The organism is Xanthomonas protegens (genome assembly GCF_038442435.1).
Classification (GTDB): Bacteria; Pseudomonadota; Gammaproteobacteria; order Xanthomonadales; family Xanthomonadaceae; genus Xanthomonas_A; species Xanthomonas_A sontii.
The window spans coordinates 177,848-193,750 of sequence record NZ_JAQJCQ010000006.1 but is presented as its reverse complement, the minus strand read 5'-3'; the positions used below and the strand labels follow the sequence as shown (position 1 = coordinate 193,750).

Genomic DNA, 15,903 nt, shown 5'->3' with positions numbered 1-15,903 from the left:
TTGTGGTGGGAGGCGGGGATTATTCTATGGCTGTTGCTCTCCTTGTTTTGGTGGGCTTATTTTTTTGAATAGGATTTGGTTATTTTTCTGCATTGAGTTTTTTGCTTTTTGTCTAGTGGCTCTCCCGGGATAATGGTTGCCAATCATCTGAAGTCAATAACTTTGGAAGGTTGGGTGATTTTGATGCAGATGATGAATTCGGACGGCACGGCCCTTGGCGAGATCGGCTACGGCTACGACCAACTGGGCCGGCTGGTGGCGCAGACCGGCAGCTTCGCCCCGCAGGCGCTGCCGGCGGCCCGCAACGGCAGCTTCGACGACAACAACCGGCAAACCCAGGCCGACGGCCAGACGCTGAGCTACGACGCCAACGGCAACCTGGTCTCCGACGGCGTGCGTACCTACGTCTGGAATGCACGCGACCAGTTGGTCGAAATCAAACAGGGGACGGCGAGCATCGCCAGTTTCGGCTATGACCCGCTGGGCCGGCGAATCAGCAAGACAGAAGGCGGACAGACGATCAGCTATCTGTACGACGGGCTGGATGCGGTGCAGGAAACCCAGGGCGGCACCGTCAACCCGATCCTGACCGGGCTTGGCATCGATGAGCGCTATGCGCGCAATGAAGCCAGCGGACGTGCGTACTTCCTGAGCAATGCGCTTGGCAGTACCCGTGCACTTACCAACGCCAGCGGTTCCTTGATCCAGCGCTACGACTACACGCCTTACGGACAGACCAGCCAGGCCAATACAGGGACCAGCAACCCCTATCGGTACACGGGGCGGGAGCGGGATGTGAGTGGGCTTTATTACTACCGGGCGCGGTACTATCGGCCGGACTTGGCGAGGTTCATTGGTGAAGATCCAATTGGGCTAGAGGGCGGTGCTAATCCTTATGCTTATGTTGCGGCTGATCCATTGTCGAATGTGGATCCAACGGGATTGGCTCCTGATCCATTGCTGGGGTATAAGCCGACATATGGGCCTATCATTTTCAAAACGCCCACAAAGCCTATTGGTTGGGTGGAAAGAATGATTTCATCCTTTATTATTGGAAAGCTTAGTCTTGGAACTACCTCTGTGAATAAGTTTGGCAAGCTGGTGCCGAAACCATCTACTCTTTTGGGGAGGGTGTCCGTTTACATCATGCTAATGGAGCCATATGATGCGTGGTGTGCTGAACTAGACTGTGATAGAGATGGGGTGGCCGACTTTATGCAAAGAGAAAATCCTAATATGTGTCTTGAGCCTGGCTCGGGTATGTCAATGATTTCGGTGCGATGATGAAAAAATTTCTTAGCGCCCTGATTTTTGTTGTTATTTTTTTGGGGGGTGTTTTCCTTCTGTGGACGTTGCCCAAGCCGTATTCAAATTTTTATATTATTTTCGGATTTTTATGGTTCTATCTTTCCTCTAAGATTGTTGCTCACATTGGAGCTTGGCTTGGCTGGACTGAGCCAAAGCCCCGCGATTAAGCCTTTATGTTACTCGTCCTGTATGAGTTGTTCGATATAAGGCGGACAAGCCTTTGGTTGTTTTGGGATCGATAATGCGCGTTGCCAGATCGGTCTTTTTTCTTCTGGCTAACTCCTTGTTCCATTTGGCTTATTAGCTAAGATGGTGCGAAAGACGTCCTTCTGTTCAGTTAAGGGGGATGGAGTTTTTGAAGTCTTCCATTCCGGACTAATTTTAATGTGACTGAATTTTTTAGTGTTAGATTTGAGTAGCTGCAGGATTAAGCTGGACTCTGAATAGTGAATTTTTTAATGCTTAGCGGCTTAAGAAAAGGCTGCAATGATTATTGACTGCTGGTGTATATCGGACTTGGCATGTATGAGCTCAGTACGTGCAATGAGGCTAGTGGGCATGTGTCCGCTCGCCTTGATTTTGGCTTTGCTGAGGCGGCCTAGGGAATGAGACGGTCAGTATTATTCTTTTTGGGCATTAAAGGTGTATCAGTCATGAATAAATTCGATTGCCATATTTATGCGTGCCGTTGATTTCCTCTCGGTTTATGGCGCAAACACATTCTCTGTTCTGTGCTACGGTATTTTTGGCGCAGCTTCCTTGCCGGCAGCTTATGCAACGCTGAAGCGGGATATCAGTTCGCGGAGCGAAGCGTCCGTTTACAGGATGCTTGGCGACGATTGGCCGAACGGCGTACTGCTCCTCGAGACGGTCGTGGCTGCTCCGGATGCGATCTCTGCAGAAATTCATCGGGCCTTGGCAAGCATGTTCGATGCGGAGGGCTGCAGGTTCTCCCTGTGCATGTATGACGGGGCTTTTAATCGCTATGAAAGTTTGTTTTCTCCAGATTTTTTCGATCAGGTGTATGCGTTCGCGTTCCGCAAGAACGACCATGTCGTCAATCTCGATGCGTCATTGCTTGCCTCCGGGCAATGGAAGGACATTATCGCTGCCTGTCGACTGAGAGCCTCGATCTAGGAGGAATGCTCCTTGTGCCGGCGGGCCTGTGGCGAACGACTCCGTCTCGGTTCGACATTGATTGCCTACCAGACGTCACCGTCACGGATTCGGCCATGATCCATGACGGGGAAGAAGGCCATCGAACTGGCAAGCGATCAGGTGCGTCATCTGCCCGTATGCGGTCCCGGATCTGCGCAGTGTGCAATGTCGGTTCTACTGCGGTGCAGCAAAATCTCCGCAGCGACGCTGCCTATGCTGGTGAAGCAAGACAAGTCCATGCCAGTCACCCCAAGCAAACCCGGTATTCCATCGCTATAGCGTCAGCCGATATCCCGGCGACATCGGGGCATACCTCGCGGCGCGGTTGACAGGCTTGGGGCCATTCGGGAAGCGTAGGCGCCGGCCGCACCTCGGCGTGTGCGGTCCGGCCGCGATGTGGCATGCGTTCGCCGTTCCTGGGAGGGAGTCTCTTGCACACACAGACCGCTGGCGCGCGCGCGCCGCTTCGCACGGCGCTGGCCGCGGCCGCTGCGCTTGGCCTGCTGGCGTTGGCCGCCGCCGTTCCCGGTGGCTCCGTGCCGGTCGCACCGGCGGCTGCGCCGCCGCCGCCGATCCACCCTGACCGGTGGCCGTCGCCGGCCTGGCCATTGAAGGAGGATCCGGCGCTGGAGGCGCGCATCACCAAGCTGATGGCGCAGATGTCGGTGGAGCAGAAGGTCGGGCAGACCGTGCAGGGCGATATCGGCAGCATGACCCCGGAGGACGTGCGCAAGTACCACATCGGTTCGGTGCTGGCCGGCGGCAATTCCGATCCCGGCGGCAAGTACGACGCCAGTCCGGCGCAGTGGCTGGCGCTGGCCGATGCCTACTACGCGGCGTCGATGCAGCCCGACGGCGCCGGACCGGCGATTCCGATCATCTTCGGCATCGACGCGGTGCATGGGCAGAGCAACATCGTCGGCGCCACGCTGTTCCCGCACAACATCGGCCTGGGCGCGACCCGCGACCCGGAGCTGATGCGCAAGATTGGCGAGATCACCGCCGCCGAGACGCGGACCACCGGCATGGAGTGGACCTTCGCGCCGACCGTGGCGGTGCCGCAGGACGACCGCTGGGGCCGCACCTACGAAGGCTATTCCGAGTCGCCCGAGGTGGTGGCCAGCTTCGCCGGCAAGGTGGTCGAGGGGCTGCAGGGCGTGCCCGGCACGCCGGGTTTCCTGGACGGGTCGCACGTGATCTCCTCGGTCAAGCACTTCCTCGGCGATGGCGGCACCACCGACGGCAAGGACCAGGGCGATACCCGGATCAGCGAGCAGCAGCTGCGCGACATCCACGGTGCCGGCTATCCGCCGGCGATCGCCGCCGGCGCGCAAACGGTGATGGCCTCGTTCAACAGCGTCAACGGGGTCAAGATGCACGGCAACAAGGTCATGCTGACCGACGTGCTGAAGGGGCAGATGCATTTCGGCGGCTTCGTGGTCGGCGACTGGAACGGCCACGGCCAAGTGCCCGGCTGCCGCAACGACGATTGCCCGGCCGCGTTCAACGCCGGCGTGGACATGCTGATGGCCCCGGACAGCTGGAAGGGCGTCTACGAGAACGCGCTGAAGGCGGTGAAGGCGGGCGAGATCCCGATGGCGCGGCTGGACGATGCGGTGCGGCGCATCCTGCGGGTGAAGCTGCGCCTGGGCCTGTTCGAGGCCGGCAAGCCATCGCAGCGCCCGCTCGGCGGCAAGTTCGCATTGCTCGGCGCGCCCGAGCACCGCGCGGTGGCGCGGCAGGCGGTGCGCGAATCGCTGGTACTGCTGAAGAACCAGCAGCAACTGCTGCCGCTGAAGCCGCAGCTCAAGCTGCTGGTGGCCGGCGACGGCGCCAACGACATGGGCAGGCAGGCCGGTGGCTGGACCCTGAACTGGCAGGGCACCGGCACCAAGCGCGCCGACTATCCCAACGGCACCACCATCTGGGAGGGCCTGCAGCAGCAGGTCAGCGCCGCCGGCGGCAGCGCCGAACTGGCGGCGGACGGCAAGTTCACTACCAAGCCGGACGTGGCGGTGGTGGTGTTCGGCGAACATCCCTACGCCGAGTTCCAGGGCGACATCGCCACGCTGCTGTACAAGCCCGGCGACGACAGCGACCTGGAACTGATCAAATCGCTCAAGGCGCAAGGCATCCCGGTAGTGGCGGTGTTCCTGAGTGGGCGGCCGCTGTGGGTGAACCGCGAGATCAATGCCGCCGACGCCTTTGTCGCGGCCTGGTTGCCGGGCTCGGAAGGCGCCGGCATCGCCGACGTGCTGCTGCGCAAGCCCGACGGCAGCGTGCAGTACGACTTCCACGGCAAGCTGAGCTTCTCCTGGCCGCGCACCGCGGTGCAGTTCGCCAACAACGTCGGGCAGAAGAACTACAGCCCGCAGTTCGCTTTCGGCTACGGCCTCACCTACGAGGACAAGGGCGATCTGAGCCGCCTGTCCGAGGTGTCGGGTGTGTCCGGTGCGCAGGCGGTGGGCGGGGTGTACCTGGATCGCGGCAAGCCGGCGGCGGGCATCAACCTGATCCTGTTCGGCGCCACCCAGGCCAACCTGCCGGCGGCGACCTTCCCGGCGGCGCTGGCCGACGGCTCGCTGAAGGTCACCGCGATCGACCACAAGGCACAGGAGGATGCGCGGCGCTTCGTCTGGTCCGGCAGCGGCACGTCCGGCTTGGCGCTGGTGTTGCCCAAGCCGCTGGACGTCTCGCGCGAGAGCAATGGCGACGTGCAATTGATCCTGACGTTGAAGGTGGATGCGGCGCCCGGCGCCGCCGCCCGCATCGGCGTGGCCTGCGGCCACGACTGCGGCGCGCGGCTGGACCTCGGCAAGGCGCTGACCGCGCTGCCCAAGGGCGAGTGGCGCACCCTCGGCGTGCCGCTGAAGTGCTTCGCGGTGGCCGGCGCCGACCTGACCCGGCTCGAGCGCCTGCCGTTGATCGAGAGCGACGGCCCGCTGGATCTGTCACTGTCGCGGATCGCGCTGGGCAGCAGCAACGACGCGCAGCGCGTGGTCGACTGCCCGCTGCGCTGAGCGGCGGCGCAGGCGGCCACTGCGTCGCCATGGCAAACACGAACGACGCCGCCCGGGTGGGCGGCGTCATGGACAACGATGCGAACCGGGCTGTGGCCCGCAGGAGAAGGCAGTGGGTCTGGCGACGTTGGATGTGGCGATCGTAGTGGTGTATCTGGCGGGCATCTTCCTGCTCGCGCAATGGGTCTCGCGGGAGAAGGCCGGGCACCGCAAGAGTGCCGAGGACTACTTCCTGGCCAGCAAGACCCTGCCGTGGTGGGCGATCGGTGCCTCGCTGATCGCGGCGAACATCTCCGCCGAGCAGATCATTGGCATGGCCGGCTCCGGCTACGCGATCGGCCTGGCGATCGCCTCCTACGAGTGGATGGCGGCGCTGACCCTGTTGATCGTCGGCAAGTTCTTCCTGCCGATCTTCCTGCGCAACGGCATCTACACCATGCCGCAGTTCCTGGAGCAGCGCTACGGCAAGTGGATCCGCACGCTGATGGCCGTGTTCTGGCTGCTGCTGTACGTGTTCGTCAACCTGACCTCGATCCTGTGGCTGGGCTCGATCGCGGTGAGCCAGGTCACCGGCATGGACCAGACCCTGGCGCTGGCGCTGATCGGCGTGTTCGCGCTGGTCTACCAGCTCTACGGCGGGTTGAAGGCGGTGGCGCTGACCGACATCGTGCAGGTCACTCTGCTGGTGCTGGGCGGTTTGCTGGTCGCCGGGCTGACGCTGTCGCGGATCGGCGACGGTGCCGGCGTGCTCGCCGGCTTCCGCCACCTGTGGAACGCGCACCCCGAGCACTTCCACATGATCCTGTCCAAGGACAACCCGTTCTACAAGGATCTGCCGGGCCTGAGCGTGCTGATCGGCGGCCTGTGGGTGATGAACATCAGCTACTGGGGCTTCAACCAGTACATCATCCAGCGCGCGCTGGCGGCCAAGAACATCGGCGAGGCGCAGAAGGGCATGGTGTTCGCCGCGTTCCTGAAGCTGCTGATGCCGGTGGTGGTGGTGGTGCCGGGCATCGCCGCGGTGGTGCTGGCGCCGGACCTGGCCAAGCCCGACCAGGCCTATCCGACCATGATGCAGTTGCTGCCCAGCGGCATCCTCGGCCTGGTGTTCGCCGCGCTGGTGGCGGCGATCGTGGCCTCGCTGGCGTCCAAGATCAATTCGGTGGCGACCATCTTCACCCTGGATTTCTACGCCAAGTTCCGCCCGCAGGCCGACCAGCCGCAGCTGGTGCGGGTCGGCCGCGTGGCCGCGGTGACCTCGGTGCTGATCGGCATCCTCACCGCGCGGCCGCTGCTGGGCAACTTCGACCAGGGCTTCCAGTTCATCCAGGAATTCACCGGCTTCTTCACCCCGGGCGTGGTGGTGATCTTCATGCTCGGCCTGTTCTGGAAGCGCGCCAACGAGGCCGGTGCGCTGACCGCGGCGATCGGCTCGGTACTGCTGTCGTTCGCGCTGAAGAAGCTGTGGCCGGAACTGCCGTTCATGGACCGCATCGGCCTGGTGTTCGTGCTGTCGCTGGTGGCGGCGGTGCTGGTGTCGCTGCTGACCCCGCAGGCGCCGGCGCGCGATCTGATCCGCACCGACGACGTGCGCTACGGCACCACGCTGGGCTTCAAGCTCGGCGCCGCCGCGGTGATCGCGATCCTGGTGGCGCTGTACGCGGTGTTCTGGTGAGCCACGGCCGGGCCGTGGCGCGGCACGCTCAGGCGTCGTCGCCCTGCCACGGCTCGGCCAGCCAGGCGTCGAGCGCCTCGGCCGGCATCGGCCGCGCGATCCAGTAGCCCTGGCCTTCGTCGCAGCCCCAGTCGCGCAGCATCTTGTAGACGGTTGCGCTCTCGATGCCCTCGGCCACCACCTGCTGGCCGAAGTCGTGGCCGAGATGGATCATCGACGGCACCAGCATGCCGTCGCTGCGGCTGCCGGGCAGGGCGCGGATGAACGATTGGTCGATCTTCAGCGCGCTGGCCGGGATGTTCTTGAGATAGCCGAGGTTGCTGTAGCCGGTGCCGAAGTCGTCGATGGCGATCTTCACCCCCAGCGCGCTGATCTGCTGCAGCTGTTCGGCCACCCGCTGCGGATCGCGGATCATCGCGCTCTCGGTGAATTCGATTTCCAGTGCGCCGGGCGCCAGCGCATGCTGGTGCAGCAGCGCCTGCAGCCGGGCGATGAAGTCGGCCTGTTCCAGGTCCACCGCCGACACGTTCAGCGACACGCTGAAGGTATAGCCGCGCTGCTGCCACAGCGCCGCCTGGGCGATGCCGGTGCGCAGCACCCAGGCGGTGATGCGGCTCATCAAGGCGGTCTTTTCCGCCAGCGGGATGAAGTCGTTCGGCGCCACCTGTCCCAGCAAGGGATGATGCCAGCGCAGCAGCGCTTCCACGCCCACGCATTCGCCGCTGCGCAGGCTCACTCGCGGCTGGTAGTGCAGGCTCAGCTGGCCGCGCGCCTCCAGCGCTTCGGGCAAGGCGGCCAGGATCCGGAAGGCATTGCGCTGGTTGGCGTCGTGGTTGCGCTCGTACAGGCTCCAGCGCTGTCCGCGCTGGCGCGCCATGTCCACCGCGGTGGTCAGCGAGCGCACCGTGTGATTGGCGCTCAGCGCCCCGTCCAGACGCACCGCGCCCAGCGAGGGGCTGGCCGCGTGCGGAATGCCCTGGTGGTCGATCGCCGCGGCGAAGGCGTCGCAGACGTGCTCGCACCAGTACTCCAGATGCGCCGTGTCGCTGCCTTCCATGATGAACACGAAGGTGGTGGTGTCGATGCGGTACAGCGGCAGGTTGCCCAGCGCCTGCCGCAGGCGGTCGCGGGCGGCCAGCAGGTAGCCCTCGGCATACTCCCAGCCCAGCGCCTTGACCATGTCGCGGAAATAGTCGATGCCGCACACGTCGATCGCCACCGCGGTGTCGTGGTGGTCGGCGGTCTGCAGCGACAGCCACATGGTCAGGTCGTCGTTGAAGCGGCTGCGGTTGGGCAGGCCGGTCAGCGCATCGACGAAGCCGCTGTTGCGCAGGGTGTCGATGCGCACCATCAGCAGGTCGCGCAGGTCCTGCAGGGTGCGGCGCGCGACCTCGTCGAACTCGTGGCGCGGCTCGCTGTCGATCACGCACAGCGTACCGAGGCTGGCCCCATCGGCCATCAGCAGCGGCGCGCCGGCGTAGAAGCGGATGAATGGCGGGCCGGTGACCAGCGGGTTGTCGCGGAAACGCGGGTCCTGGCGGGCATCGGGTACCACCATCAGTTCCGGGCTGTGGATCGCGTAGGCGCAGAACGCCTGGCTGCGCGGCGTCTGCGGAACCTCCAGGCCGACCCGGGACTTGAACCACTGGCGCTGTTCGTCGATCAGCGAGACCAGCGCGATCGGCACCCGCAGGTAGCGGGACGCCAGCTGCGTGACCAGATCGAAGACCTGGTCGGCCGGCGTATCCAGCAGGCACAGCTGGCGCAGGGCGCTGAGCCGTTGCGGCTCGTCCAGCAAGGCGGGTGGGGGAGATTTCAACATGCCGGGTTAGCGGCCCGGCGCCAGGGGACTTGAGCGCCGGCCCGGGGCGCGGTTCAGGCCGTCGCCGCTCGGCTCAGCGCGGCGGGTCGCGCTGCGGGCTGGGCCGCTTGGCCAGCTTGCGCTGCAGCGAGCGGCGGTGCATGCCGAGCAGGCGCGCGGCGGCGGAGACGTTGCCGCCGGTCTCGTGCATGGCCTGCTGGATGTGCTCCCACTGCAGGCGGCTGAGCGGGGTCATCGCGTCCGGCACGTCGCTGCCGTCCTCGTCGTCGTCCTCCTCGGCCTCCAGGCCGATCGCACGCAGGATCATCGGCACCGTGGCCGGCTTGGGCAGGTAGTCGTCGGCGCCGAGCTTGATCGCCTCCACCGCGGTGGCGATGCTGGCGTAGCCGGTGACCAGCAGGATGCGCATGTCGGCGCGGATCGCGCGCAGCGGCTGGATCAGCGCCAGGCCGGATTCGTCGCCGAGCTTGAGGTCGATCAGCGCGTAGTCCGGCGGCGCCTCGGCGGCCAGCGCCAGTGCGGCGGCGGCGCTGTCGGCGGTGCGCGTCTCCAGGCCGCGGCGGGCGAGGGTGCGCTGCAGGGTGCGCAGGTACAGCGGATCGTCGTCGACCAGCAGGCCCAGCGGGGTGTCGGTGTTCATGCGGAGGTCTCCAGGGCGAGCAGCGGCAGGCGGAAGCCGACCCGGGCGCCGTGGTCCGGCGCCGGCTCGGTCCACAGCTCGCCGCCCAGGCGTTCGATGGTCGCATGCGACAGCGCCAGGCCCACGCCCATGCTCTCGGGCTTGCCGCTGCGGAACAGGGTGGCCGGCAGGCCGACCTGGTTGGCGTCGAAGCCGCCGCCGTAGTCGCGGACCTCGCCGACCAGTTCGCTGCCGGTGACCCGCACGTTCAGGTCCACCTGGGGGTGGCCGGCGCGTTCGCCGGCGTCGGCGGCGTTGTTCAGCAGCACCTGCAGCAGATGGCCGATCGCGCTTTCCATCCGCAACTGCAGCGGCGCGTCGTCGTTGCGGCGAAGCCGCACGGTCGGCCGCACCAGTTGCCACTGGTGCAGTACCTGCGCCAGCGAAACCGTCTGCCCGCCGGCGCGCTGCGCCGGTGCGGCCAGCGCCAGCACCCGTTCGCGGCACTGCACCAGCAGTTCGCGCAGGGTGTCCAGGTCCTCGCGCAGTTCCGGCTGGGTACTCTGTTCGGCGATGTCGTCGGTGAGCAGGGTCATCGTCGCCAGCGGCGTGTTCAGTTCGTGCGCCACCGACGCGGCATGGGTGGCCAGGGCGACGATGCCCTCGTTGCGGGTGAAGCGCTCCCGCAGCAGCGCCAGCTCGCGTTCGCGCTCGCGCATGGCCATCGCCAGGCGGGTGGAGAACACCAGCACCACCACCGTGGACAGCAGGAAGTTGGCGGCCATGCCCCAGCGCTGCAGGTCCAGCGCCTGGTAGGGGCCATGCGGCAGTGGCAGGCCGAACAGCGCGCTGACCGCATAACCGGCCACGCAGGCCAGCGCCACCGCCAGCGCCCAGCGCAGCGGCAGGGCCAGCACCGCCAGCGCGATCAGCACCAGGAACAGCGAGCCGAAGGCGTTGCCGATGCCGCCGCTCCAGCCGACCATCCAGGTCAGCACGGTCACGTCGACCAGGATGTGGCCGAAGGCGGTGGCCGGCGCGGCCGAGTCGGCATGGCGCAGGCGCAACTGCGCGTACAGGTTGAACAGCGCCAGCACGGCCACGCCGGCCCATAGCGGCGCCTGCGGCAGCGGCAACTGCAGCGGCCAGGTCGCCACCAGGATGGTCGCGGCCTGGCCGGCGGTGGCCAGCCAGCGCAGGCTGCACAGGGTGCGCAGGAAGGAGGCGTCGGTGGAATCCATGCTGCGCATCGTATGCGCTGGACCCGGGGGCTGCCTGCGACAAACCGTCGCAGCGGCATGGCCTCGCTGAATCGACGGTGCCGGCGCGTGCGGCAGGAGGGGCCGCGCAGGCTAAAATGGGCGCATGTACGATGCCGTCAGCCGCCCCACGCCTCCCGCCGATGCCGCGCCCTGGGCGCGCCGTCTCACCCAGCCGGTCCGCATCGGCGGCGTCACCATGGGCGGCGGCAAGCCGGTGGTGGTGCAGTCGATGACCAATACCGACACCGCCGACGTCGCCTCCTCGGTCAAGCAGGTGGCCGAACTGTGGCGCGCCGGCTCGGAACTGGTGCGCCTGACCGTCAACAATCCCGAGTCGGCCGCGGCGATCCCGCGCATCGTCGACAAGCTGCGGATGATGGGCATCGAAGTGCCGCTGATCGGCGACTTCCACTACAACGGCCACCAACTGCTGGCGGCGGAGCCGGCCTGTGCCGAGGCGCTGGCCAAGTACCGGATCAATCCCGGCAACGTCGGCTTCGGCAAGAAGAAGGACACCCAGTTCGCGCAGCTGATCGAGTTCGCGCTGAAGTACGACAAGCCGGTGCGCATCGGCGCCAACTGGGGTTCGCTGGACCAGGCGCTGGCGGCGCAGCTGATGGACGAGAACTCGCGGCGCGAAGTGCCGTGGGATGCCGGCCGGGTGCTGCGCGAGGCACTGATCCGCTCGGCGCTGGACTCGGCCGAGCGCGCGGTGGAGCTGGGCCTGGGCCGCGACCGCATCGTGCTCAGCTGCAAGGTCAGCGGCGTGCAGGAATTGATCGCGGTGTACCGCGACCTGGCGCAGCGCTCGGATTTCGCCCTGCACCTGGGCCTGACCGAGGCCGGCATCGGCAGCAAGGGCATCGTCGCCTCCAGCGCGGCGCTGGCCGTGCTGCTGCAGGAAGGCATCGGCGACACCATCCGCATCTCGCTGACCCCGGAGCCAGGGCAGTCGCGCACGCAGGAAGTGATCGTCGCCCAGGAACTGCTGCAGACCACCGGCCAGCGCGCCTTCACCCCGCTGGTCACCGCCTGCCCGGGCTGCGGCCGCACCACCTCCGAGTTCTTCCAGGAGCTGGCCAAGGTGGTGCAGAACCACGTCCGCGCGAAGATGCCGGAGTGGAAGGTGACCCATCCCGGCGCCGAGAGCATGACCCTGGCGGTGATGGGCTGCGTGGTCAACGGACCGGGCGAGTCGCGCCACGCCAACATCGGCATTTCGCTGCCGGGCACCGGCGAAGCGCCGGCCGCGCCGGTGTTCATCGATGGCGAGAAGAAGGTGACCCTGCGTGGCGAGAACATCGCCCACGAGTTCGTGGCGCTGATCGACGATTACGTCGAACGCACCTATGTCCGCCGCACCGGGTGAGTCCGCCGCCGAGGCGGCCGGCCTGCGCCGCTGGCTGCGGCTCAATGCCTGGCGTGTGGTGCTGCTGTTCGCCGGCGTGCTGCTGCCCTTGGGTGTGTTCGTCGCTCTCGCCGACGAAGTGCATGCGCTGGAAGACCTGTATTTCGACGAGCCGCTGCTGTGGAGCATGCGCGGCCTGACCAGCCCGGGCTGGGATCGTTTCTTCACCGTGGTCACCGAGGCTGGCTACCAGTACGGCGTGATCCCGTTGGATACGCTGATCGTGCTGGTGCTGCTGGGCCTGCGCCGCTGGCGCGAGGCGCTGTTCGCCGCGTTGTCCTTCATCGGCTCGGCGCTGCTGAACATGGGTGCCAAGCAGTTCTTCCAGCGCGACCGTCCGAGCCTGTGGGAGTCGATCGCGCCGGAGCACCACACCTTCAGTTTCCCCAGCGGCCACGCGATGGGCTCGATGACCCTGGCGGCGGTGCTGATCGCGCTGAGCTGGCGCACCCGCTGGCGTTGGCCGGTGCTGTGGCTGGCCGGCAGCTTCACCCTGCTGGTCGGGGTGTCGCGGGTGTACCTCGGTGTGCATTACCCCTCGGACATCCTCGGCGGCTGGAGCGCGGCGCTGGTGTGGGTGGTGGGGCTGTACCTGTTGCTGTTCCGCGGCGAGCGCCGGCCGCGCTGGCGTGCGCGGCGGCTGGTGGCGAGCTGACGGGCGGCGGCGCGATCGCGGTGCTGCGGTTCACTGCGTTGCACGGCCGGACACCGCGGTTGCACTTTGCCAGCGCTTGAGCGACGGCCCTGCCGCGAGGCGCGCCGGACCGCTCACTCGGCTGGAGGCGCTGCGTCCGGGAACATCTCGGCAAAGCCGTCGCGGCACATCGCCGCAAACCCGGCGGCACGGTCGAGCATCGCGAGTTCCCAGCGCTGCATCGCGCCACGCCAGTCCGCGGCGCCGACGAGGGCTTCGGCGAGTTCCGCCGCGTCCAGCATGGCCAGGTTGACGCCGACGCCCAGCGGCGGCATGACGTGGGCCGCGTCCCCGACCAGCGCCAGGCCGCTGCGGTGCGGCCAGCGCAGCCCCGGCGGCAAGGCCACGATCGGGCGCATGGCGGCGATGCGGTCGCCATCGGCGATCAGGCGCCGCAGTGCCGGCGCCCAGCCCTCGAAGCGCGCCAGCAGGGCGGGCTTGTCGATGCCCTGCAGGGATGTTTCAGGCCAATCGCCATGGTCGGGGCCGGTGCGAAAGGCCGCATAGACGCGAATCGTCCCGCCGCCGTTGCGTTGCGCGATGATGCCGGTGGGGCCGTGCAGCGCGAACATCGTGCCGTGCCCGACCAGCGCGGCGCTTTGCGGATGCCGGGCGTCCACCTCGGACAGCCACAGTTCGACGAAGGTCACGCCGGTGTACGCAGGGACCGCCGGGGTCACTGCGCTCCGCACCCGCGACCATGCGCCGTCCGCGCCGATCACGATGTCGAAGGCCGGCGTGAGGCCGTCGCGCAGCTGCAGACGGTAGCCCTCGTCGCTGTCGCCGACCACGCCGGTCACCTTGCTGCCCCAGCGGATGGTGGCGCCATCGGTTGCGTCGAGCAGGAGTCGGCGCAGGACGAGGCGGTCGATCTCCGGGCGATCGCCGGTTCCCGGAAGCGGCACCTCCTCGCGCAGGATGGCGCCGGTGGCGTAATGCCGCGAGCGCTGTTCCTGGTCCTCGTAGCGCGCGATCGCCTTGAATCGCTCCAGCAGCCCGGCCTTGCGCAGGGCGAGTTGCCCATCGTCCGGATGCAGGTCGAGCGTGCCGCCCTGGTCGCGTGCGTCGAGCGATGCGTCGCCTTCGAACACCGTTACCGGCCAACCATGGCGGTTTAAGATGACCGCGGCCGTCAGTCCGGCGGGGCCGCCACCGACGATCGCGACGCTGGGATGGGGGAAGCGGGTCGGGGTGGGGCTGGGCATGGACGCCACCTTATAGAAACATAGGATCCTATTCAATGCCCAATGTGCCCGCCGAGTGGACGCCGCATGCCATGCCGACCTTGGTGGTCGGTCGTCTGGCGCGGCTGCTGCTGAAACTGAGCGACGAGCGGCTGCGCACGGCCGGCATCACCGCGGCGCAACTCCCGGTGCTGGTAGCGTTGAAGAACGGCGAGCAGCGCACGCAGGGCGAACTGGCCCGCATGGCCGGCGTCGAACAGCCGAGCATGGCGCAGTTGCTCGCGCGCATGGAGCGCGACGGGCTGATCAAGCGCGAACGCACGGCCGCCGACAAGCGCAGCGCGGCGATCTCGTTGACCGACCAGGCACTGGCGCTGCTGGAGCCTGGCCGCGAGGTCTTGCGTGGCATCGACCGGCAGGTCTGCGCGGGCCTGCAGCCCGAGGAGCAGCACCTGTTGCTCGGCTTGCTCGAGCGCATGATCGCCAACGCCGGATCTGCCGACTGATCGTTGGCGGCAGCCGTCCCGTCGGTGGTCTGGAAGAGCTGTGCTGCCGCGTGTGGCCTGCGCCGCCTACCAGCTCGAACTGGCGCCGCCGCCGCCGGAGCTGCCGCCGCCGGAGGACGAGTCGCTGCTGGAACTGGAGGACGACGAGGACGAGGACGATGCAGCGGACTCGGCCGCGGCGCGTTCCTTGGCGGCTTGAGCGGCATGGTAGCTGGCGGTGTAGGCGAACACGCCGGGCGCGGTCTCGGCGATATGGCCCTTGCGGATCAGCGCATTGCGCCGCCGTGTGAGCGCCTGCAGGAAGCGGCTGTAGCGCTGCGGCGAGCGGTAGCGCTGCGCGGCGATGGCCAGGGTCAGTACCAGGATCAGCAGTTCCAGCGCCAGGAAGATCACCGTCATCGTCATCGACCTGGCCGACAGCAGCAGCACGAAGATGCCGGGGTTGGCGCTCAGGAACAGGCGGATGAACCACGCCCAGAAACCGCCGCATACGGTGTCCTGGACCAGTTCCTCGGGCTTGTCCGACAGGCCTGGATGCCGCCGTAGCAGACGTTTCCGCAGGTAGCCGGTCCAGGCCTGGCGCAGCGGCAGCAGCAGCCACACCAGCACCAGCAGGCCGGCCCAGGCGATGGCGCCGCGCCGCCAGTGCATGCCGTCGTCGGCCGGTTGCGCCAGTTCGGCGACGGCCTCGGGATCCTGCGCGGCGGCGCGGCCCATGAAGTCGAACGCGGCGACGATCGCATCGGCGGTGTCGCCCTGGCGCAGGCGCGGCGCCAGGTAATCGTCCAGCGCGTGCCGGGCGACCACGTCGGGCAGCACGCCCTCCAGGCCGTAGCCGACTTCGAAGCGCGAACGCCGGTCCTGCATCGCCAGCACCAGCAGCAGGCCGTTGTCGCTGCCTTGGCGGCCGAGCCGCCAGGTGCGGAAGGCGCGCTCGGCCAGCGCCTCGATCGGTTCGTCCTGCAGCGACGGCACGATGTAGACCGCGCCCCAGATGTGCTGGCGTTCGCGCAGGCGCTGCAGTGCCGCGTTGATCCGCTGGGTGTCGTCCGCACTGAGCGTGCCGGCGGGATCGACCACGTTCGGCGTGTAGGGCGGTATGGCGACGGCGCAGCGGCCGATTACCGGCCACAGCAGCAACGCCAGCACCAGCAGGGCGCTCAACCGGAACGGCGCCCAGCCGCGCGGAACGCTGGCGGCGCGGCGCGGGACGATGGCAACAGCATGTGCGGTCTGGCTGCGCATCG

The 15,903-nt window shown here is 66.8% G+C and carries 12 protein-coding genes; 7 read left to right on the top strand and 5 right to left on the bottom strand.

Annotated features, from left to right (window positions below):
- Nucleotides 1-132: 132 nt before the first annotated feature.
- The 4 genes from PIQ37_RS09405 (at nt 133) to PIQ37_RS09390 (ending at nt 7,161) form a co-directional block, all read left to right on the top strand.
- Nucleotides 133-1,284 carry an RHS repeat domain-containing protein gene (locus PIQ37_RS09405; RefSeq protein ID WP_342073251.1) on the top strand — a complete coding sequence of 384 codons (1,152 nt, stop codon included), beginning with the start codon at nt 133-135 and terminating at the stop codon, nt 1,282-1,284.
- A gap of 702 nt (nt 1,285-1,986) precedes the next feature.
- On the top strand, nt 1,987-2,445 hold the full coding sequence (locus tag PIQ37_RS09400) for a hypothetical protein (RefSeq protein ID WP_342073250.1): 459 nt from the start codon (nt 1,987-1,989) through the stop codon (nt 2,443-2,445).
- Nucleotides 2,446-2,867: 422 nt separating this feature from the next.
- Nucleotides 2,868-5,486, top strand: a complete 2,619-nt coding sequence (locus PIQ37_RS09395) for a glycoside hydrolase family 3 protein (protein ID WP_407136476.1) — start codon at nt 2,868-2,870, stop codon at nt 5,484-5,486.
- 112 nt (nt 5,487-5,598) lie between these two features.
- Nucleotides 5,599-7,161 carry a sodium/sugar symporter gene (locus tag PIQ37_RS09390; protein WP_026144562.1) on the top strand — a complete coding sequence of 521 codons (1,563 nt, stop codon included), beginning with the start codon at nt 5,599-5,601 and terminating at the stop codon, nt 7,159-7,161.
- 28 nt (nt 7,162-7,189) lie between these two features.
- Here PIQ37_RS09390 and PIQ37_RS09385 read toward each other — a convergent pair whose 3' ends face one another.
- The 3 genes from PIQ37_RS09385 to PIQ37_RS09375 all read right to left on the bottom strand — a co-directional run bounded on the left by PIQ37_RS09385 (nt 7,190) and on the right by PIQ37_RS09375 (nt 10,843).
- Nucleotides 7,190-8,983: a putative bifunctional diguanylate cyclase/phosphodiesterase gene (locus PIQ37_RS09385; protein ID WP_342073248.1), complete on the bottom strand. Its 1,794-nt coding sequence runs from the start codon at nt 8,981-8,983 to the stop codon at nt 7,190-7,192.
- A gap of 73 nt (nt 8,984-9,056) precedes the next feature.
- Complete coding sequence (locus PIQ37_RS09380; protein WP_017909993.1) at nt 9,057-9,623, bottom strand: response regulator transcription factor; 567 nt, start codon at nt 9,621-9,623, stop codon at nt 9,057-9,059.
- A complete protein-coding gene (locus tag PIQ37_RS09375; protein ID WP_043091040.1) occupies nt 9,620-10,843 on the bottom strand; it encodes an ATP-binding protein in 1,224 nt (407 codons plus the stop codon). The genes PIQ37_RS09380 and PIQ37_RS09375 overlap by 4 nt, the downstream gene beginning before the upstream one ends.
- A 124-nt stretch (nt 10,844-10,967) precedes the next feature.
- On the opposite strand from PIQ37_RS09375, the gene ispG reads away from it, so the two are divergent.
- The gene (ispG, locus tag PIQ37_RS09370) at nt 10,968-12,233 is read left to right on the top strand and encodes a flavodoxin-dependent (E)-4-hydroxy-3-methylbut-2-enyl-diphosphate synthase (RefSeq protein ID WP_017913396.1); all 1,266 of its coding nucleotides are present in this window, start codon (nt 10,968-10,970) and stop codon (nt 12,231-12,233) included.
- Entirely contained in the window at nt 12,214-12,927 is a 714-nt protein-coding gene (locus tag PIQ37_RS09365; RefSeq protein WP_342073247.1) for a phosphatase PAP2 family protein, read from the top strand. The genes ispG and PIQ37_RS09365 overlap by 20 nt, the downstream gene beginning before the upstream one ends.
- A gap of 113 nt (nt 12,928-13,040) precedes the next feature.
- Here PIQ37_RS09365 and PIQ37_RS09360 read toward each other — a convergent pair whose 3' ends face one another.
- Nucleotides 13,041-14,171, bottom strand: coding sequence for an FAD-dependent oxidoreductase (locus PIQ37_RS09360; RefSeq protein WP_342073246.1), 1,131 nt, complete (start codon nt 14,169-14,171; stop codon nt 13,041-13,043).
- 35 nt (nt 14,172-14,206) lie between these two features.
- On the opposite strand from PIQ37_RS09360, the gene PIQ37_RS09355 reads away from it, so the two are divergent.
- Complete coding sequence (locus PIQ37_RS09355) at nt 14,207-14,656, top strand: MarR family winged helix-turn-helix transcriptional regulator (RefSeq protein WP_342073245.1); 450 nt, start codon at nt 14,207-14,209, stop codon at nt 14,654-14,656.
- Between the two features lie 66 nt (nt 14,657-14,722).
- On the opposite strand, the gene PIQ37_RS09350 is transcribed toward PIQ37_RS09355, so the two are convergent.
- Nucleotides 14,723-15,901: a TPM domain-containing protein gene (locus PIQ37_RS09350; RefSeq protein ID WP_342073244.1), complete on the bottom strand. Its 1,179-nt coding sequence runs from the start codon at nt 15,899-15,901 to the stop codon at nt 14,723-14,725.
- Between the last annotated feature and the right edge of the window lie 2 nt (nt 15,902-15,903).